The sequence below is a fragment of the endosymbiont DhMRE of Dentiscutata heterogama genome (genome assembly GCF_002888635.2).
GTDB lineage: Bacteria > Bacillota_I > Bacilli_A > Mycoplasmatales > CGIF01 > CGIF01.
On the sequence record NZ_CGIF01000001.1, the window covers coordinates 40,282 to 60,375 of the forward strand.

The following is a 20,094-nucleotide window of genomic DNA, read 5'->3' on the forward strand; positions in this document are numbered from 1 at the left end:
TGATTATTGTTTAAGATGTTATGTTAAATAAGAAAAATTTAAATTATTTGACAAGGGGGACATTTCCTTGGAACTTCTACCCTTGCCTCCTGCTCACTATTCAAATACTCAGCTACTTCCTCTAAACTAGTAAACACTTGGCTTCCGTTAGCTTTTACTAATCGAGCCGTAGCTTGTAAAGATTTGACCTGATGTTTACCAAAACCTTCTTCTAAATAGCAAAAAATAGTCTTTTTAGGTCTTTTATTGCTATCTTCTACTACTTCCGCAATAGAATAGAAGCCGAGCATTTCTTTGGTGATGGTGTATAAGCGAAAGTCAGAAGTTACTTTTTCTTTTTCTTCCCTTTTTTGGGCTTCCTCATTTCACTCTTCTACTACCGGATTAAAGTACGAAATTTTACTAGTGTCTAATAAGGGAATTAATTGTTCCCGTCATATTGAATTGTTGGCGGTGCCGCCTAAGAATACTTTTTTAGTCATATTATTTTTGATTGATTTCTATTTGGGCTTGGAGAGAACTTTCTTGCTCGTTTAAGGAAACTTTTTTGGAACTTTCTCCTCGCTTTTGAGTTTCTAAATTATTTTTTGATTCAATTTCTTTGGTTGTTTGTTTATCTTTATTTTCTTGGCAACATTCTCAGCAATCTCAGTTCTGAATGGGAGTACACATTTTCGATTTAAAGTCGGTTCATCAGTCTTGGAGACTTGTGGTTATTTTTTGGTAGGAGGTTCTGGGAGAAGTTGAATGAGATAAAATTGTCTTATTATTCTCTAACTTCTCTTCTTCTCTTAACTTGACCTTAATTTTATCAATTAAATTTTCTTCTTCCATTGCACTACTAACCCCTTCTTTTGCATCCTCTTTTCTTAATTCCTTTAGTATTCTAATAGCCTTTCTTTCTAGTTCAATTTCTTGAGCCTTATTTTTAGCCTCTTCTTCTGAATCAAACTGTCATGGAAAATCTTTACTCTTTTTCATTTTTATTCAACTGTTGGTTTTATATTCAACTAAGTCCAACGAGTATTGCTTTTTGTTAGGATTAAAAAAAGTAAGCAGATTTTTCCTATTTTGACTAATAACTAAAAATTGTTGCTTTTCTCCTAAGGAGACGAGAGGAATAATTTCCACAACCTCCCTTTGCAGAAATTTTTCTTTAAATTTATTTTTTAATTCTTCCGGCTCTTGTTCATTTTTTAACTCCTTAGATAATTTTTCAATCTCTGACTTTATTCTCTTTTCTTCTTCAAGTTTTTTCCTGCCAGCAGGACCTTGCCGATAACTAAGTACTTTTTCTTCTAATTCTTGCATATCTTGCACAATTGCCTCTACTTTATTTAACTCTTCAGCGAACTTCTTTCGTTCATTGATTAGTTCCTCAACATCTATTTCTTCATTACCATCATCGTCGTATTCTTCTAAAAATTGATTAACTTTATCTTTTAGATCTTTTAAGGCTTGGTTTACTTCTCCTAACTCGCCCACTTCAATTTGTTTTAGTATTCCCAGCAATGCATTATAATTATCTAAAAAAGTATCAGCATCAGTTTTAAATTCTTCCCATTTGGCTTTTTTGGCCTCATAGTAGTTAGCCTTTATCTGGGATGCTCCTTCACCAATTAAGGGAGCTGTTAAGGTAATCACTCCTCCAGTAGTGGAAAAGTCTAGTAGAGTTAAAGCGCCTCCTATTACTGTGGTAGCAGTAGAAGCATATTCTACTCCCGTTAAATAGTTAAATTTGCCGAACTGTTCAGGGGACTGGAGTTTGCTAAGTTCGGTTTTACCTTCTTTATCTTTGCTTTCTTCACTTCATTTTTTTAAAAATTGTTTGAGATTGCTGCGGATAACAAAGAGCCTTTCCAAAGGAACAACAGAAGCAACTGTATTACTTTGTTTGTCTTCCTTGTCCACTTCTTCCCATATCTCGCTAAATTTTTTAAGTTCTTTCTCTAAGTTTTGAAAATTAGTGATGAGTTTGTCTTCTGGCTCTCCTTCTTTTAGTTGCCTGCTGATATTTATAGCGTCAGATAATTCTTTGATTGTCTTACTTTTTTTATCAGTTAATTTGGTGTAATTGGCTATAATTTCTCTAAGAACTTTTTGAAAGTTAGTGGGGGTAGCTTTCATTAGTTCGGTAATTTCTTCTTTATTTAGTCCTAATCTTCTAATGATGTTTTCCTTACCTCAACTAATTACCTGCAAGTTTTTTGGTAAATCTGCTAACTGATTGTCGTCAATATAAGTTCCTTCAATTTGGAGTTTTTTTAATTTGGTGAGATTTTTTAAGGATTTTACGGAACCAGTAAAACGATTATAAATTTTATTGGTTAATCTTTCCTCTAAATCGTTACCTAGGCAGAGTTCTTCTAAGTTGAGGAATTGGCTAAAGAGAGATATGTCTTGCCACTGAAAATTATTGTTACTCATACTAATATTGGTTAAACTTTGGGGATTAAAAGTCTTTCAATCTACTTCGGTTAAATGGTTAGTTCAAGCGTAGAGTAATTTTAATTTTAACTGAGAATTAGGAAATTTTATTTCCGTTAGTTCATTTTCTCAGCATTTGAGTTCTGTGAGATGGAAACAATTAGAGAGGTTTAAAGAGGTGATTTGGTTATAAGAGCAATCTAATTTCTCTAAATTAGGAAAATCGGAGAGGTCTAAGTCTCCGGTTAGTTTTTCCCAGTTAGGTTTAGGGGTTCAATCTTTTTCATTTCAACCGCTGAGGTCTATTATTTTGATTTTTTCTTTATTTTGGGGGTATTTATTGTTTAGGTATTGTTGGGCTGCTGGCATAGTGATTACTTTTTTGGTGGGATTTGGATTTGAGTTTGGTATTGTTGGTTATCGAGACCGATTATGAAGGTTTTTTCTTCAGCTTTTGGTTTTTCAATTCCATTTTCTTTAGTTATTAAGTTTTTATATCCTTCTTCTATTCTAACCAAATCTATGCGGTGGCGAAGATTATTAGTTTTTTCTAATTCTTTTAACTCATCCTTTTTATTTTGTAATTCTTTCGCTTTTTCAGGAGTGTTTTTCAACTCAATCATTTCTTCAATTAACTTTCTTATTTTTTCTTCTTTTTTATCACTTCCGACCCTTACTGCTAATATAGCAAACTTTACATCACTTTTCCATGCCTCTTTGTTAGGCACTATAAGCATCCTTTCTTTATCCACAGCCTCAACACCTTCTTTAGTTCCGGATAAAGTTAACTTTGCTAAACTACCCTCAACCTCTATTCAAACTTCTCTTATTCAAAGACTACCTTCCATAGCTTCTCTCATCTCCACCTCGTACAAACCACTACTTTTTTTGCTTATCACATATTCTGAAGCTTGAATTCTTATTCCTTCATTGGGATCAAAACTAAATCCTTCTTTTTCTAACTCGTAATCTACTTTTATCCCCCCCGTCACACTACTTGACCCACTTTCATCTATAGATGGCACTCAGCATAATCCTAATCTTCTGCTACCTCAACCACTTCAAGCCAAAGGCTCACCATGACCATGACTTAAGGCGATAAGCATGACTTCCCGCAACACTGACTCCGGGTCCTTTTCATAATCAACCTTTACCTTATCGCTGTAAGGTAACAAACCAATTATTGAATAAATGCCATCGATAGGCAGTGCTCTGCCTCTATCTTTTACTGCTCAGAGTGCCTCGGTTAATCTAAGAGAGGCTTTGTCTCCTAAACTATATCCTTTTTTATCTTCACCCTCATAATATACTCATCCTACTGGAGTAGCTATTTTTTCTCCACATAAATCTTTCATTCACCTACACTCTTCGTAATGAGTTGAGGAAAATTGCTTGAGTTTTCAAACCAAAGCCATAAATCTGCCATCAATTAAAAAGTCATCAAACATGAAAATAGTTCGCTTGGACAGAAATCCTTCTTGAAAAGTTCAAGAGCGAGAGAATCACTCTGAACCCATTATCTTTTCTAAGATAGGCAAGGAGCTTTCAATTATCTCGTTAGGATAAATAAGCCCACTTTCTCCTCTTTCAAAAGATTTTAGTAATTTTTTGATGTCTTTTTTACCGGCCTTAGCATGAATGGCTATCAGCGTCACTGTAGCATTACCATAATAATCTCTCATTTTGGAAACCTCGTGTCCCTTTTCTTTAGGGTTATCTTGATTGACACATAATTGATCCATCCAGAGGTATTTTATGTTATCTTCCTCTAATAAATGAAGTTCATTGAGAACTCTTAGCGTCTTAATGGCTTTGTCTAAAGATTTTATTCCACCTGGACTTAATCTTTTTTCGGCATTTTCTTGACTTCATGGTATTTCTTCTTTATGTTTACCACCTCAGGAATAAGATAAAATAGCGTAGTGTTTCGCATCATCATCACACTCTACCCTCCTTTTTATTTCGATTTTTGCATCATTTACTTGTTTCCTATTAAGCGACTTTTGATCTTCATTCTTCTCCAAATAAGCTTTAATTTCTTGTAATTCTGGCCTCTTCTTATCAATGTTTTTTACTTCATGTTTATCTTTGCTCTCTTCACCTTCATATCTAATTGTTAGTGAACCATTATTTTCTAACTCAACTGACTCTATATCATTTTTCTCAAAGTATTTTCTGAATGAGAAGAGTTCAAATGCCTTTTCACTAATATGACAAAGTCTAAGCGGTAGATCGCTGGTTGATAATTGCTCACTAATTTCTCATTTAAATCCCGTTTCTTCTTCGTAAGGATAAATTACTTTGCCTTCATTATAATAATCTATTTTTCTAGTTTCATAATTATCTTTTGATACACTTGCCTTACGTTTTTTACCATCCGACAAAAGCGGAGTTTTCAGTATCACCTTTATTTTGACATCGTCAGACATCCCTTTCCTCCGCAAAGCTTTAATATCATAAAATTGGTTTTCTTTGACATAACAATGTTTATTATCACTTTTTTGCTCGTCACCTTTAGATGGCTTGTTTTTTTCGTCCTCTTTGCCAAGTCTCCCTAATTTTCCTACTGTTGTATTCTTTGACTGTAATTCTTCTCCATCTTTTTTATCTTTCTTTTCAACATGATATATTTTCTCCAAATTTTTTAGCCACGACCCTGCTTTTTTTAGTTCGTTTAGAAAATTTTTTACTTCAATACCATTATTGCGGATGTCAATTTCAAGCAGTTCATGTAAGCCTTTTAATTCTTCTAAAGAATCAGTGAATTTATTTTCGTATTTCTCGTTCCTACCAATAAATAGACTTTTTAGTTTTTTAAATTTAGCAAAGTTATTTAATTTGCCGTAGGAAATTTTGTTATTATTGTTGATGTCAAAGTGAGTCAAACTTCCAGGGTCTATATGACTAATAATATTTTCCAGACTAGTAAATTCATTGTCAGAGCCACGAAATTCTTTTAAATTAATTCCCCCAGCAAATGTTATCGCTTTTAACTTATTTTTTCTGCAATCAATAATTTCTAACTGATTACAAGTACTTAAATTAATACCCGTTAGCCGGTTATCACGGCAAATTAAGTGTTTTAATGAAGTGAATCCTTCTAGGTTTAATTCGCCAGTCAATTCCTCGCCACTAACATCTAATTCCTTAATTTCCTCTCTTTTTTTGCCTTTGTTTTCTCAGTCAAATTTTCCTAAACATTTATCACCCGCAGGGTATTCTTTTTCTAGCCAATGATTAGCCCTTTTTTCTTTTCATCTTCCTTCTTGCTTTTTTCTCTTTGCACTTTTTTCTTTATTTCCTTTATTTTTTATGATTTTTTTTACTAGTTCTTCTACCTTTTCTTTACCTAGAAGCGTACTTAAGAATTCCTCTAATTCATCTTTTTCACTGTCTTCATTTAGAAAAGATAACTCACTACACTTTTCAATACCCAATATTTTTTTTAATTTATTACCACTGCAATTTAATTCTTCCAAATTAACATTAGTTGCTAAATTGATTTCTTTTAATTTGTTGTCAGAGAAGTTGAGTTTTCTAAGTCTAGTATTTTTACTTACATCTATACTAACTAAGTTATTATCAGAGCAATCTAACTCCTCTAAATCCTTATATTCACTTAAATCTAAATGCCCTCTTAATCCTTCTGAATAAAGATCGTCCAACACTTTAGCAAACTTGTCAGGATACAGTTTATTTAAAAGTTTTTTAGTTCGATAATTGTCCATTCCCGCAGCAATAAATTTTACTCTGCTATTAGGCCTTCCTTTAGTAGAACAGACAACTCCCTCTACACTATTGGGAAGGTATTCTAAACCACGATCAATATCAGTGTTAGAAATATGCAAATTTTCTAACTTGGTTAACTTTTTTAAAGGTTCTAGGGAACCAACAAAACGATTGTAAATACCATTTTTTATTTTGCATTTTTGATTTTTTATTATTTCCTTATTTTCTGAAACTGAGCCCTCCGAATCAGTTTCGTTATTTTCGTCTTCTGAACTCTCCTCCAAATCTATTTTACTCTCTTCATCTTCTACATCCGAGTACTCATATTCTTCCATGCCTAAGGAGTCCTCTATTAAATTGTTACCAATAAGTAAAGTTTCCAAATTAATAAAGCGACTAAAAATACCTAAGTCCTGCTCAGTCAAGTCATTATCAGCGATAACTAACTCAGTTAATTTTTCAGAGTTAAGAGAAGAAAAATCAAGGTCAACTAAAAGATTATCGCAGCATCCTAATTCTTCCAATTGAGTTAAACCATTCAAATTTAACTCAGTAAGTTTATTAAAATTACAACTAATCTTTTTTAATTTTTTTCCTAACTTCAATTCGGCCAGTTGATTGAAATCACAATTCAACTCAACAAGCTTTTTATTCTTGCTTAAATCTAAACTAGTTAGTTCATTTTTACTACAATCTAACTCTTCTAAATTGGCAAAATCACTTAGGTCTAACTCTCCTGATAAATATTTTCCACTAATGTACAGACTAGTGATTTTATCTCTAGACTTTCCTTCATAACCAGCCAAATTACTTACTCCATCCTTGGGAAAATTTTCTTCTAATCATTGTTGGGCATCTTTCACTTTTATATATTTTCCGCCTTGGAAAGTAAAATCTGGTTTTTTTTCTAGTAACTTATTTATTTTATCCACTTTACTTTTTGAACTTTCTTTACTGGAACAATAAATCTCTTCTACGCTCTCGGGTAGAAATTCTAGACCTGAACCGATGTCAGTATTATCAATATATAAGTTCTTTAATTTGCCTAAATTTTTCAAAGGTTCTAGGGAACCAAAAAATTGATTAACAGAAAACCCTTCTTGGATATCTTTATCACTACTACCAATTCATAATCATTCTAAATTAATAAATGGACTAAAAACACTTAAATCTTGTTCCGGGAGTTTATTAGCCGTGATATTTAAAAAAGTTAACTTTTCTGGATTTAGAGAGGAACAATCAAAACTTTCTAGATAATTGTTGCAGCAATTAACTTTTTCTAATTCATTTAGACCAGTTAAATCTAGGTTAGTTAATTTATTGTAAGTACAATCGATTTCTTTTAAATTTTCACAATTACTTAGATTTAAACTATTTATTTGGTTAAAAGAACAGTTTAATTTTTCTAAATTGGTAAAGTCGGATAAATCTAAGTTACCTTCTAAATTTTTATTGGAAATATCTAAATTAGTTATCTTATTTTTAACTTCTGGTGAGTAATTATCTAAATAATTTTGTGCAATTTTTATTCAACTATTGAACTCTTTTCTTAAATTTTCTAGACTTTCTGTTTTTAATTCAGCAATATTATTATAACTTTTTTGTTTTTTTAAATAGGAAGCAAAGTCACATTCATTTGCTTTTAAGCCCGCTTCTTTTCATTGTTTAATTTCTTCACTACTAAAGCCTCTTCTGTTTCATTCTCTTCAAATTTTAATCTCATTGTCGCAAGGAGCAAGTTGTTCATGGATTTTGCTTACTTGGAAATTAAATTCATCAGATATAACCTCACATTTTAAAGTTTCAACACTCTCTGGTAGTAATTCTAGACCAGAACCTATGTTAGTGTTGCTAATACTAAGTTCAATAAGTTTAGTTGAACCTTTTAAGTACTCTAAAGAGCCAAAAAAGCGGTTATATTTACCTTGCTTAATCTTTGCTTGATCACCACTTCCTAAATAAATTTTTGCTAAGTTAGTAAAAGACGATAAGAACGATAAATCCTTCTCTTCAAAATTATTATTAGAACAATCCAAACTTTCTAAGTTTTCACAACCTGCTAATTTTAACTCCGTGATTTGGTTATTGGATAGATTAAGCATTTTTAGTTCAGAAAAACCTACTAAATTCAAAGAACCTTCTAAATTTTTGTCACTGATATCCAACTCCTTTATTTCTGCTCTTTTCCCTTTTGGAAAATTTCTTTTCATCCATTCTTCCGCATCATTGGCATCATTCAAATAAACCTCACTAGCATGACTAGTATCTCCTATTAACGAGTGATTTATGCCACTATTTCTTGCTTCTAGCAATTGAAGATTAGGAAACGAAAAAGAAGCATTTCAAAAACCTAGATTATTATGCCAGTTGTTATTAGCCAGATTTAAAATTTTCAGGTTAGTGGGAACTTCAAATTTCCAAGTGAGTTGCTTTAAAAGATTATCATTAGCAATTAACTCTTCTAGAGAGTCGTTGCTATCAACTATATTTAGAAAGGTAAGTTTGTTATGAGAACAATCAAGTTTTTTTAGGTTACAAAATCCATTCAGGGATAATAAGCCTTCTAAATTTTTATTACGAATATTTAATTCTTTGATATTTTCTCTTTCTCCTTCGGGATATTTTTCATCTAGTCAATCCTGAGCATTTATTTTTTCTTCATATTCTTCTTCATCATGAGAATTAAACTCTTCTTCACTTTCTTCTTTCTGCTCATCAAATTCTGCTCGCAAGTTCTCTAAATCAGCATTATCTTTTATTCACTGGGGGTCAGCAAACTTCTGATCTGGATAATTATCAACATCTTTACTTTTTACATCTCGTAATCAGGCTGCTAATTTAAATTCAAAAGGCGTTAGACAAGCAGTATTGATTCATTCATCAGTCTGTTCATAATCAAATCCTTTTTTTATTCATTTTTGTTCTAATTCAGGAGTAAAATTTTGATGTATGTCTTGCCAATTTACCATATGGTTTAGATATTTATTTGCGAATTGTAATTTATAGGTTTAAAAAAACATTTTTTACAATCACCACAAATGGTAATTAACTCTCTTATAACAAATTAGGTGGCAATTGATTTTTAAAGGTTATTCTAATTTGTTACTTCCATATTCTGACCATAGGCAATATATTTATAATTTTACATAATTTCATTTTCCTAAAAGGAATGGGAATTATATGTTTTTTGTTTTCAGTTGGCAAATTATTTAGGCAAGCTTTCTATCTGTTGTTCTACTTGTAATTGACTTAACTCCTTTTGTAATTCATATAACTGAGTTAAATTAGTCTGAAGTTTAGTAAAATCTTTTTGCAACTGACTAATTTCTTGTAGGTAATTTTCGATATTTAATTCTTGAATGGCCTTTGATTTAATTGCGGTTAGTTTTTGTCAAGCCAAGCTTATAATTTTAGGTTCAATATTTTCTTCTTGACTAAAAAGATTTATTTGCTTTTCTAGACCAGAGATAGTTTGTTGCCAAAAAGTTTCCTTGGCTAAATTGTTAGCGGCTGTTATTTCTTTTAATAATTCTTCGTTATTTTTTTTGGTTGAATAATTTAGATTAATTCTCTCTGGTTCAGGGGCCATATGCTTGGCTAATGGCTGATTTATTTTTTTTGAATCGGACTTAGGAAGAAAGTTGGCGGTTCTGGCTTGATTTACTTTAGCAGTCGGATATTTGGATAAAAATTCTTGGTGCTGATGCAATTGGGGAACAATTCATCTCAGTTTGCAATCAGATCTTTTATCAGTAGAGTATTCAATTTTTTCTAAACTTTGGGGTAAATGCTCGATATCTACTTCATTTAGATCGGTATTGGAGATATGAAGTTCTCGTAATTTAATGAGATTTCTTAAGGGTTCTAGACTACCATGGAAGCGATTATAAATATTTTGTTTTATTTTTTTGGTATTATCATTGCCTATTTTTAGAATTTCTAAATTAGTAAAAGAGGAGAAGATAGATAAATCAGAAGGGGAGAAATTATTGTTGCTAATATTTAAATGCTGTAATTTTTTGGGATTAAGAATTGAGAAGTTAAGATTAGTTAATTGGTTATTAGCACAATATAATTTAGTTAAATTAGGGCAATGCTTAGGTAAAGATAAATTGGTAAGTTGATTGTGATAGCAATAGAGTTCTTCTAACTGAATGCAATTGGTTAAAACTAAAGTGGTTAATTTATTATTATAACAATAAAGTTTTTTTAAATTGGTAAAGTCGTTGAGATTTAATGAACCAATTAGTTCTTGGCCAAGGAAATTGCTACCAATTTTTAACTCGATAGTTTGGGTTCTTTTTTGTTGGGTGTTGTATTCAGTTTCTAGTCAAGTTTGGGCATGGGGCATGAGTATATTTTATAAAATTATTTCTTATTATTTGCTATAACTAAATTTATTATTTTTTTTCTAAATATAATTCTGCTCTGGCCTTAAATATTTCAAACTCTTCAACCAATAACTATTATACGTTTGCTGTAAAACAGACAAACGCGAATGTCCTAGTCTAAACCAGAAATAGTTGATTCAAGAAATAAACATTGAAATACTAATTTAGTTTGTGCTAAATGTTGTGCCAAAGCGAATAATTGTGGTCTGTGCCGAGCAAATTGGCAATCATGAATGATTAAAAGATAAAAAATATAATATAATAAAGTTGTTTATTGTTTCTAACTAGCCAGTCGGTTTTAGAGTTAGCGAAATTTCCTAGTTCCGATGTCGGCTGGTTAGAAAGAGTAAATAACTTATGGAAATTTCGCAAAATATCCAAGAAGTAGTTGCTTATACCAAAAAAACTAATTCTTGAAAGAAAAACAAAGAAAATAAATTAAAAAGTCAGAAAAAGGAAAGAAAACATTTCGCTTTTTTAGTTTATTTATTCTTTAATTTAATATTAATAAGGGGAGGAGAATATTTTTGCTTGACAAAAAGTCCACCATAACTCTCTATTTGAGAAATGAATAATCTGCGATTATTCTATTGTCGGAGACTAATTAATTTTCGAAAATAGAGAATTTTAATCTTTACTTTGGGAAATTAATCCTTACATGGATATTCCATGCTTCCCAGGCTGATAAGGCACAAAAAACCTCATCAGTTCATAGGAAATATAAAGTTTGCGTTGGCTTTCGCCTGAAATAGTTAGAATGTTAACTACTAAAAAGCACGGACACACCAGTAAAAAACCCACTGACCGCTCAGGGCATTCCCGAAGTCAGTGAACCGGAATTGGTGCCGGCTGGTTCAAGCAACCGAGCAAATTTTAATCTCCTAAATGGAACTGTATATAGAGGATATTACAACTATATCTTTTATTTTATAGTAATCGAAGGGAGCGGAGGGGGAATTGTGTCGCTTTTTTAGCCTCAATTTTGCCCCTTACTTATTACAAATAAGTAAATACATCTCATTTTTGCTCTTTTTGCTCCTCTCTCACGCGTGCGTCGCAATACTAACTATATAAAAATTAAGGGGGAGGGGGACCTGTGGTCCCGAGGGGGTTATATAATGGGGAGAAATATTTTTAACCAAAGGACCATAGTGTAAGATATTCAGGTAAGAACTAAATTGAAGAAAAAGAAAAAAAACTTCAAGGATTAAAACTTGGTAGAATTTTATGCCGGTATGTTTAGCAAGAGCAAACAAAGAGCAGATTTGTGGAAAAATTTTGTCAAAAAAGTTTTTTACAAAAATAAAATCTTTAAGCGATTAAAGGAACAATTAAGCGATTGTGCTAAAATTAGTTATATGCTCCCTAATCAGCAACTTTTAGCAAAAGTTAGCAAAAAAATCATGTCGGTTCCCAACCGAAAAAAAGAAAGCAAAAGGAAAATCCACTATTGCTTATTTTTGCTGGGTTATAAATCGGGGTTGCGAATTAGTGAAGCAGTCCGTTTTGATTTAGCAACCAAAAATAAACAGGGCTTATATCGTATAAGCAAAACCAAAGGCAAAAAGGAGCGGTTTGTTTATGTCAACCAGGCAAGTCATCCGAGAATTAAAAAAACTCAATTGACAACCTAATCAGACTAATCGCTTCAATTTTTACCATTTCTTAAAAAAAATTAAGCGAGAATTAGAAATCAATGGAAATATAGAATTAACCCCCCACACTCTACGGCGAAGTTTTACTACTTATCATGCTGAAAGTGGCATGCCATTGCCACTATTACAAAAGCAGTTGGGACATAGAAGTATTAAAACTACTTCTTTATATTGGAGAAATATTTACCAAGAGCCTTTTGCGGAAAAAATTCCTATCAATGAAGACATTGCCGACATTTTGGCGGTGAAAAAATGATTAGAGGATAAGAAAGAGCCAAACGAACCGCCAACTACGGAAAATTTTCCAACAATCGGCGATAAAGAATCCGATCAGCCGAATAATTTTTCACTAATTAGCTCGCATGAAAAAAAACCGACCATTACTAATCACAATCCCAACAAATTAACTGGTGAAATGCGAAGTTGTTCTAACAACAAGCATTCTCAAATCTCCCCGCCAAAGAAAAAAGAAAACAAACAGCAATTACCGAACATTAATGACAAAGAGCAAATTTTATTAGCCAAAATTAAAAATTTGGAGGAACAATTAAAACAAGTTCAAACCGAAAATAATAATTTGCGATTAGAGAATAAGCATTTAAAGGTATTAGTTCAGTTAACGGAAAAAACCGAAGCGAAAGTCGTTCAACCACTCCTCTAAAAAGTAATTACGCCCATTGCGTATTAATTAATCTCTCAATTTCATTACTCAATATTTATACTTTGAACTTCTTTTCCCTCTACCTTTTTTGGAATAGTAATTATTAACACTCCATCCTCAAACTTAGCTCTGATTTCTTTTTCGCCTTCAATATTATTAGGCAAAGTAAATCTTCTCATATAAGAACCATAATAGACCTCTGAGTAATGGCTTTTGGTATTTTTAATATCTCTTGTTTGTTTTCTTTCCCCACTCACTTCTAAAACATTATTTTTTAGATTTATTTTAATGTCTGGTTTTTTAATGCCCGGTAATTCAACTTTCGCATAGAAGTTTTTGTCATCCTCGTAGAACTCTGAAAGAGGTTGTAATTCTTCTAATTCCCTAAATTCTGTGGGTCATCAAAAATCATTGAAAAAGTTGTCTAGGCTTTTTTGTAAATGTTTTAAGCCGTGCAGTTGATTTCTGTTTCTGATAATTCTTGTATTCATATTATTTTTATTTTTATAAGATAATAAGGACCGCAGCGGAAGGACGATAAGTGCTGCGGTCTAAACATGCGGTCGCAGAATTGTCCGAGCGACCGCATAAGTATTTTTACAATAAAGGCACAAATCTCACCGACAACAATTTTTTTAATTCTGTTTTATTTACTAATTTTTTCAGCAAAATTAAATATTGCTCATTATTTTCTAATTCCAAGGGCAAAATCATTTTGCCTCCAACTTTTAATTGTTCGACCAGTTGTGTCGGAATTTCCCAAGCCACAGCCGTGATAATAATTTTGTCAAAAGGAGCCATCTCCGGTCAACCTAATTTTCCATCTCCTATTTTGTATTTAACATTTTTGAAGTCTAATTGGTTTAATATTTGTTGGGCTTGGTGGGAAAGTTCGGCGTGAATTTCTACGGTAAATATTTGATCCGCTAATTGGGCTAATACGGCTGCTTGAAATCCGCTGCCCGTGCCAATTTCTAATACTTTATCAGTTGGTTTTAATGATAATTGCTCCGTCATGTAAGCGACAATAAAAGGTTGAGAGATAGTTTGGCCGCAAGCAATTTGTAAAGGGGTGTCTTCATAAGCAAATGCTTGATAGTTTTCGGGAACAAATAATTCTCGGGGTAAACCACGAATGGCTTGGAGGACTTTTTTATTAGTGATGCCTTGGACTTCTAGTTGGGGATAAGGGGAGTTCATTACTTAACTTAATTTTTCTTTATTTTATTTTCACCAACATGATAATTAGAATAATTATCAAAATAACGAGCAGAGAAATAATAAAAAAAAGAATGCAAAGCGGAGAAGACAGAAAAATATTACAGCCTCCCTCATTTATTTTTTTGGATATTTTAAGATTGCTTTTCATATCCTTGTTAATTGTTTTACTTTATTTTGTGATGCTCCTCTCCTCTTCTTAAAGGTTGTTTTCTTTTTTTTCTTTTGATTTCGTGGGTTTTATACTTAGTCTTAGTCATAATATTATGTTTTTTTTATAGGATGTTTTGTTGGCATAATGAATATTTTAATTTAAATTAGACAATTTACTACTATTTTTATATCTTAGTCTTAACAATAAAAATAAATCTTATTACAAAGTGCAAAATTATTTTCCGCTTTTTCATCTTAAAAATTATGAGTTATTAATAAAGTTAATAGTTGTTTATAATCTCATTCCTGAAAGCGGACATTTAATTTGCACGCTATATATAACTATATGTTGTTATGTTGTTATAATTATGAATAAGTGAAATAAAATTAAGAAAACAGATTTAAAATCATTAGGCGAAGCACCAGTAGAAGCCAGCGAAAATATAAAAGCCCCTGAGTTAGCCCCGCGGGATAATCGTTTTACTGGGCGAAATAAACGCATTGCTTTCACTTGCCGACCAGAATTTGCGGAAGAGTTGAGGAAGTTAGCGTTTGAGGAAAAATGTTATCAGATTGAAGTATTGGAGCGGGCTTTGACTGAATATAAGCGGAAAAAGAAATAATTATGAAAAAAAAGATCATGCCAAAAACAATATTAAAATGTCGTTGCCGTTCGGGCTATAAATGTTCGGCTCCGCTTCATGGAACCATAGAAATTATTACTTGTCCGAAAAATTGTGGATTGGGTTGCGATAAACCAATTGAGAAATAAAAAATGATTAATACGCAATGGGCGATATTTGCTTATCGGCTTTTTTCTCCCTTTCTTTCAATTTTAACAATTCTGGACCATATATTACAAAGTGCAAATTAAATGTCCGCTTTTCCAGTAAAGCTAAATTACTGCGTAATTCAGTTGAAAACAAAAAGCGGAAAATAATTTTGCATACTGTAAGAGTTCTTTGGCTTCTTCACTGGCAAATTGTTGGTATAAGTGATGCACTAATTCATTAATAAACTCTGTTTTACCAGTTCCGGGGGCTCCGTAAAGTACCGCATTATTTCTTTTAAGTTGAGTAGAGTAAGGATCATTTTCTCCATCGGCTGATAATTCTTCTCCTTGCTTAAAAGCAGTAATATCATTTAAAATACGCAATAAATGTTCATTGGCTTCATCTTTAAAAATCAAAGTTGGTCTCTTACAATCTTCACATTTTAAAGAAGGATGATTACGCAAACCTAAATGCTTGATATTATGAGGTGAGAGAACTTGTCCGCCTTTGGCTGCATTATAACCTTTTAATTTTTCCTGCGTCATTTTGGCAATATCATCTTGGACTTTTTGACGCTCTTGGGCTTCTTTTAATTGTTCTTCTAAATTTTTGTCAGAGTATTTAAGCATCATTTTTTTCTTTTGCAGATCATTATTTTTTCAGGCTAAAAAAGTTTGGATTCCTAGGATAACTAAAAAAAGTATTACGGCTAAGCCAATTAGTCAGCCGATTATTTTTTTGAAAAAGTTAGGCATAAAATTATATATGTGCTAAAAATACCTATAAAATTAGAATATAGTTCATGAGTAAGTTAGTAATCTACCACAGAAAGATAACTCTATTAACTGCTCGGGCTATAGTAATCAAAGTAGAAATGTCCTTGGTTAAATTTACCAGTCAAGTCAGTACTGAATTCCCCGAAGGTTATAAATTTCGCTGAATGGCTTATAATGTTGATAATCCAGACAAATTACTGCGTTTTGATAATCATACAGGTAAATTTCCGCACTGACATGACAATGGCCAAGAAGGAGAGTTAGAATGGTTGGGTTTGGAGAAAACCGAACAATTATTTTTCCAAAAAGTCAAAAGTAAATTTGGCTATTTTGATTTTGACAATTAATTCACTATGTTAAAAAAACAATTTATTTTCAAATATGATCCATCAGCCTCTTTAAAGGAGATGTTTGAGGGATTTAATGAGGCACTGAAAACTGGTAGACCTGATATTCAACCTTCAAACACCTTAGTCTCTAACAATTTAGAGGTCATTTATCGCTGTTTGACTCCTGCAAGGTTAGAAATCTTTACTTGCTTAATTGAAAAAAAACCTAATAATCTAACCGAGTTAGCACAATTACTCAAAAGAGATTACGCTAATGTCTGAAAAGATATTCAGGCTTTACAAGGTTTAGAAATAATTAAACTAAAAAAAGTAGGTAAAGAAATTCAACCAATTGCTCTTTATGAGCAAATCACTTTTGATTTTTCAGCGGTGCGAAAACCTTCGGCAACTCCTTCTCTACATTTGACAACTAATCCCTAATTTTTTTGTTAGGGAGAAAATTATAAAACTCCCATTAGTGGTCAAGCCTTTTCTTAATAACTCACCAAATTAAAAATAATCCTAGTAATCCTCCCGTAATTAATAGGGCATTCTTACCCGCCTCTTGAGAGATAAACCCTAAACATTTCTTGCTTTCAGAAACTTTTTCTGCTTCCTCCTCCTCTTTTCTCTTCCAAGTAAAAAAGGAAGTATTACGACTTTGAAAAATATTACGGACTATATTACTCAACTCCTCAGACTTCTCCGCACTAAATAAATCATAAACCGGATCTTTCCTTAATTCAACTTGTAAAGATTTAATGGCTTGATTTCGCAACTGACTTAATTGTTGATAATTACCGACTTGGGATATTTGCTCTTTTAGTTCGCTGGCTAATTCAATATTTAAATCTTTTTCCAAGGTGGTTAAATTGATAGCAATAATTTCGGCTAAACTTTCACCGGTGGTGATGGGCTTTTCCACAATTTTTTCTTTTTCTACCTCCTTAATTTTTTCGATGGTTTGGGTTTTAGTTTCTACCACTACCACGGGTGGTTTATTTTCTAATTCCCGGATTTTCCGAGCCTGTTCTTGGATTATTTGGTCTTTTTCGGCTAATTGTTGCTGATAATTATCTCGCTCAGTTTCGGCTTGTTGTTTGGTTAGCAAATGACTTTGCTGCTCTTGTTGATAGAGTTTTTTTGCTTCGCCGAAACTCCGTTTTCACTTGGCGGCTTGCTTTTTTATGGCTTGGATTTTATTATCTAAATGCTGCCAACCTCGGGCGATAGAAGGAGGAGTCTGATTAGGAAATCAGAGTTTAAAAAGATTTAGTTCTTGGTCTTTTTGGTTCAGTTGGTCTCGCAGATTATCATTTTCATTACGCAAATTTTGCCGCCTTTTATTAATGGAAATTAAACTGGATAAGGTTAATTGGTGGCGAAGTTTTTCCTCTTGAAAATCTAATTGTAAGTTTTCTAATTTTTGCTCGGTCTGCTTTAATTTATTGTTGGCAATTTTGGCTGAACTCTGCCAATTATCGCGTTCATTAGTCAATAAGGCAATATTCCGTTTTAAAAGTTTGGTGCAAACCTGATAAAGGGCGAGTTTTTTCAGCAAATTTTGCTCTCTCTCTCTCTCTCTCTCTCTCTGCTGTTATCTATTGCCCCCTTAGTGATAAATCTAAGAGCGGTCTGGGCTGATTGGTAATTTTGTTGTAAAGTTTCTTGTTGACTGGTTAATTTTTGGCCTTTCTGTTCTAATAAGTTGATTTCTCCTTCTTTTAAAAAGAGTTTGCGTTGGCTAATTTCTAATTCGCTGGCTAATTGCCTATTTTTAGTGCGAAGATTGCTTAATTCTTGGAGTAGTTTTTTATTTTCTGTTTCCAGTTGATTATTTTCAGTGGCAAGTTCGTCAAAAGCTTTCTCTAATTTTTTTCAGTTTATTTCAAAAATTTTAATGGTGCTGAATTGTTTGCCTAATTGGACTCGTAATTCTTGGTTTTCTAATTCTAATTTAGTGTTTTTGTTGGTTTCTTGGATTAGTTTTAATAAGGTGTCGTTTTCTTCTTGTGTTTTCGGGTGCATATAATTATATTTAGGTAATTATATAGAATTTTACACTAATTATCTTTTCTCTCTTTCTTTTCAATTTTTAGGTGGAGGAATTTTAAACATAGCCTCTACCATTTTATCAAAGTCTTTTTTTCTGACTTTTCTTTTTTCCTCTTTTTCGTTTAGACTAATAAAAGAACCTTTACCACATTTCGGACAGTGAATTAATTTCTTTGTCATATAAATAGTTTTATGGATTACTTACAATTTTAAGATTAATCATTTACTGATTAGATTTCATTATAATCAATAATTGTAAATTATTTATCTATAAAATCACCTAGTAAATAGTATTAAAATTGTAAAAAATGCTAAAATATAATATATTATGATAATAGATTTGTTTGCCTCATTATTTATATCAGGGATGTTTCCTGGTGGTGTTGCTGTTTGAGTGTTTTATGCTTTTTGAATTCTTATTTTTGGTTATTGGATATATAGTGTGGTTAGATTAAGTAAAAATAAAAGCAAAGGTGGAATGTGAGCTATATTAGGAGTTGGTTTATTAATATCTTTCTTTTTCGCTTGTATAGCAAGCATGTTTATTAGTAGTGATAAGGGTGATACAGAGAGAGAGAGAGAGAGAGAGAGAGAGAGCAAAAATAGCAATTTGAAATTGATATTAAAACTTCTATAAGGGGTTAATTTTTCAGCGAGGGCAATCACAAAAAAACATTTGGGTCGGTTCTTAAACTAAATCCACCAGTGGCTACCCTCGCTCAAAAGTTAATTCCATAAAAATAAGCGAAAAAAATCCCCCTCTTTTTCTTAAAATTTTTAGACTAGCAGTAATTATGGGAACCTGTTTCATAGTTATCTACTTTGCTACCCAGACTATCCAGCCCAGCCAACTATGAGGAAGATTCCAAATCCCTGACTAAACTGGGTCTAAATAGGTAGGGTAGGAAAATAGACAACTATATACTTATTTTACACAATTCTTTATAACTTAAACTTTTACCTACACTTGATAAAAGCACTAAATCAAACCTTTCTTGTTCGCTGTGCTTTCTTGTATTAAACCTTAAAGTAAACTCGTTAAGATATCTTTGTAAGTGTTTTTTGCTTACTTGGTGATAAGTGCCAATGATGGTTCTTTTTAAATGAGACCATGCATTCTCAATAGCATTAGTAGAAGCATTACCATTGACATATTGCTTAATGCTGTGATTTACTATTTGATGATTGAAATTTTTGTATAAATCACCATGCCTATATCATTCATCCGTATAAACATTAGAACCCTCTTTAACATTAGCTCTAATTATGGGGTTAACTGTTTCTTGTTTAGTGTTAGGGATAGTTTGAGTGATTAAATTGCCATCTCTCTCAATAATTCCTAATACTGGTATCTTATCTTTTCAATTGCGACCTTGGCAATGAGGAGCCTTTTTATCTCTGTGCCTATTTTTGTTTTTCCCTCCTATAAAGGTTTCGTCTATTTCTACACTGTTTCCTAACATAACTTTAAATTCAGGTAAGTTAGAGATATAGCGTAGACGATGTAATACGAACCATGCTGATTTTTGAGTAATATTTAACTTTTTTGCTAATTCGCAAGATGAAATACCTTTTTTATCAGTAGAGAGCAAATACAAGGCTAAAAATCATTTCTGTAAAGATATATTGGAGTTTCTAAATATTGAACCAGTTTTAACAGTGAAATATTTGCCTGTATTCTTACACTTATAGCGATTATTAGCACATTTATAGACTTTGGAATTGGGGTCAAAAGGGGAGATTACTTTGTCTTTTCATCTCCGTTTTTCAAAATAACCAATACAATCTTGCTCGGAGGGATTAGATTTTAGGAAATCAAATAGGCTTTTAAGGTTCAATGACATATATTATATTTTATTTATAAAATATAAAAGTTCTTTATAAAACTCCTGTTTTTGATTTTGGGGCAACTATATATAATTTTACA

The 20,094-nt window shown here is 32.1% G+C and carries 17 protein-coding genes and 1 pseudogene; 7 read left to right on the forward strand and 11 right to left on the reverse strand.

The annotated features are described in order from the left end of the window. Positions 1-38: 38 nt before the first annotated feature. The 4 genes from DHMRE_RS00225 to DHMRE_RS00240 form a co-directional block, all read right to left on the reverse strand. Complete coding sequence (locus DHMRE_RS00225) at positions 39-482, reverse strand: nucleoside 2-deoxyribosyltransferase domain-containing protein (RefSeq protein ID WP_195909721.1); 444 nt, start codon at positions 480-482, stop codon at positions 39-41. 1 nt (position 483) lies between these two features. Continuing rightward, entirely contained in the window at positions 484-2,796 is a 2,313-nt protein-coding gene (locus DHMRE_RS00230; RefSeq protein WP_195909722.1) for a hypothetical protein, read from the reverse strand. Between the two features lie 5 nt (positions 2,797-2,801). Beyond that, positions 2,802-9,125, reverse strand: coding sequence for a leucine-rich repeat domain-containing protein (locus tag DHMRE_RS00235; protein ID WP_195909723.1), 6,324 nt, complete (start codon positions 9,123-9,125; stop codon positions 2,802-2,804). A gap of 236 nt (positions 9,126-9,361) precedes the next feature. Continuing rightward, positions 9,362-10,507, reverse strand: a complete 1,146-nt coding sequence (locus tag DHMRE_RS00240) for a leucine-rich repeat domain-containing protein (RefSeq protein ID WP_195909724.1) — start codon at positions 10,505-10,507, stop codon at positions 9,362-9,364. 397 nt (positions 10,508-10,904) lie between these two features. On the opposite strand from DHMRE_RS00240, the gene DHMRE_RS00245 reads away from it, so the two are divergent. Both DHMRE_RS00245 and DHMRE_RS00250 read left to right on the forward strand, forming a co-directional pair. Continuing rightward, positions 10,905-11,099 carry a hypothetical protein gene (locus DHMRE_RS00245; protein WP_195909725.1) on the forward strand — a complete coding sequence of 65 codons (195 nt, stop codon included), beginning with the start codon at positions 10,905-10,907 and terminating at the stop codon, positions 11,097-11,099. An 851-nt stretch (positions 11,100-11,950) separates the two neighbouring features. Next, positions 11,951-12,863 (forward strand): annotated as a pseudogene (locus DHMRE_RS00250) (tyrosine-type recombinase/integrase). A 44-nt stretch (positions 12,864-12,907) separates the two neighbouring features. On the opposite strand, the gene DHMRE_RS00255 reads toward DHMRE_RS00250, so the two are convergent. Then, positions 12,908-13,354 carry an Hsp20/alpha crystallin family protein gene (locus DHMRE_RS00255; RefSeq protein WP_195909728.1) on the reverse strand — a complete coding sequence of 149 codons (447 nt, stop codon included), beginning with the start codon at positions 13,352-13,354 and terminating at the stop codon, positions 12,908-12,910. Between the two features lie 106 nt (positions 13,355-13,460). Next, positions 13,461-14,063, reverse strand: a complete 603-nt coding sequence (locus DHMRE_RS00260) for a protein-L-isoaspartate(D-aspartate) O-methyltransferase (protein WP_195909729.1) — start codon at positions 14,061-14,063, stop codon at positions 13,461-13,463. A 539-nt stretch (positions 14,064-14,602) separates the two neighbouring features. Between DHMRE_RS00260 and DHMRE_RS00265 the strand changes: the two genes are divergently transcribed. After that, positions 14,603-14,857: a hypothetical protein gene (locus DHMRE_RS00265; RefSeq protein WP_322632040.1), complete on the forward strand. Its 255-nt coding sequence runs from the start codon at positions 14,603-14,605 to the stop codon at positions 14,855-14,857. A gap of 17 nt (positions 14,858-14,874) precedes the next feature. Then, positions 14,875-15,006 (forward strand): hypothetical protein, encoded by a 132-nt coding sequence (locus DHMRE_RS00270; protein ID WP_322632041.1) that lies wholly within the window; start codon positions 14,875-14,877, stop codon positions 15,004-15,006. Between the two features lie 123 nt (positions 15,007-15,129). Here the strand turns inward: DHMRE_RS00270 and DHMRE_RS00275 are convergent, their stop codons facing one another. Next, positions 15,130-15,762: a hypothetical protein gene (locus tag DHMRE_RS00275; RefSeq protein ID WP_195909731.1), complete on the reverse strand. Its 633-nt coding sequence runs from the start codon at positions 15,760-15,762 to the stop codon at positions 15,130-15,132. Positions 15,763-15,809: 47 nt separating this feature from the next. On the opposite strand from DHMRE_RS00275, the gene DHMRE_RS00280 reads away from it, so the two are divergent. Both DHMRE_RS00280 and DHMRE_RS00285 read left to right on the forward strand, forming a co-directional pair. Then, positions 15,810-16,130 carry a hypothetical protein gene (locus DHMRE_RS00280; RefSeq protein ID WP_195909732.1) on the forward strand — a complete coding sequence of 107 codons (321 nt, stop codon included), beginning with the start codon at positions 15,810-15,812 and terminating at the stop codon, positions 16,128-16,130. Positions 16,131-16,136: 6 nt separating this feature from the next. Then, positions 16,137-16,553 (forward strand): hypothetical protein, encoded by a 417-nt coding sequence (locus DHMRE_RS00285; RefSeq protein WP_195909733.1) that lies wholly within the window; start codon positions 16,137-16,139, stop codon positions 16,551-16,553. Between the two features lie 34 nt (positions 16,554-16,587). On the opposite strand, the gene DHMRE_RS00290 is transcribed toward DHMRE_RS00285, so the two are convergent. Genes DHMRE_RS00290 through DHMRE_RS00300 form a run of 3 tightly spaced genes read right to left on the reverse strand, consistent with a single transcriptional unit; the run spans position 16,588 to position 18,347 of the window. After that, positions 16,588-17,610, reverse strand: coding sequence for a hypothetical protein (locus DHMRE_RS00290; RefSeq protein ID WP_322632042.1), 1,023 nt, complete (start codon positions 17,608-17,610; stop codon positions 16,588-16,590). A gap of 17 nt (positions 17,611-17,627) precedes the next feature. Then, a complete protein-coding gene (locus tag DHMRE_RS00295) occupies positions 17,628-18,140 on the reverse strand; it encodes a hypothetical protein (RefSeq protein ID WP_195909735.1) in 513 nt (170 codons plus the stop codon). Between the two features lie 39 nt (positions 18,141-18,179). Then, entirely contained in the window at positions 18,180-18,347 is a 168-nt protein-coding gene (locus DHMRE_RS00300; RefSeq protein ID WP_195909736.1) for a hypothetical protein, read from the reverse strand. Positions 18,348-18,495: 148 nt separating this feature from the next. On the opposite strand from DHMRE_RS00300, the gene DHMRE_RS00305 reads away from it, so the two are divergent. After that, entirely contained in the window at positions 18,496-18,804 is a 309-nt protein-coding gene (locus tag DHMRE_RS00305) for a hypothetical protein (RefSeq protein ID WP_195909737.1), read from the forward strand. A 280-nt stretch (positions 18,805-19,084) separates the two neighbouring features. Here the strand turns inward: DHMRE_RS00305 and DHMRE_RS00310 are convergent, their stop codons facing one another. Next, complete coding sequence (locus DHMRE_RS00310) at positions 19,085-20,011, reverse strand: IS1595 family transposase (RefSeq protein WP_195909738.1); 927 nt, start codon at positions 20,009-20,011, stop codon at positions 19,085-19,087. Positions 20,012-20,094: the final 83 nt, after the last annotated feature.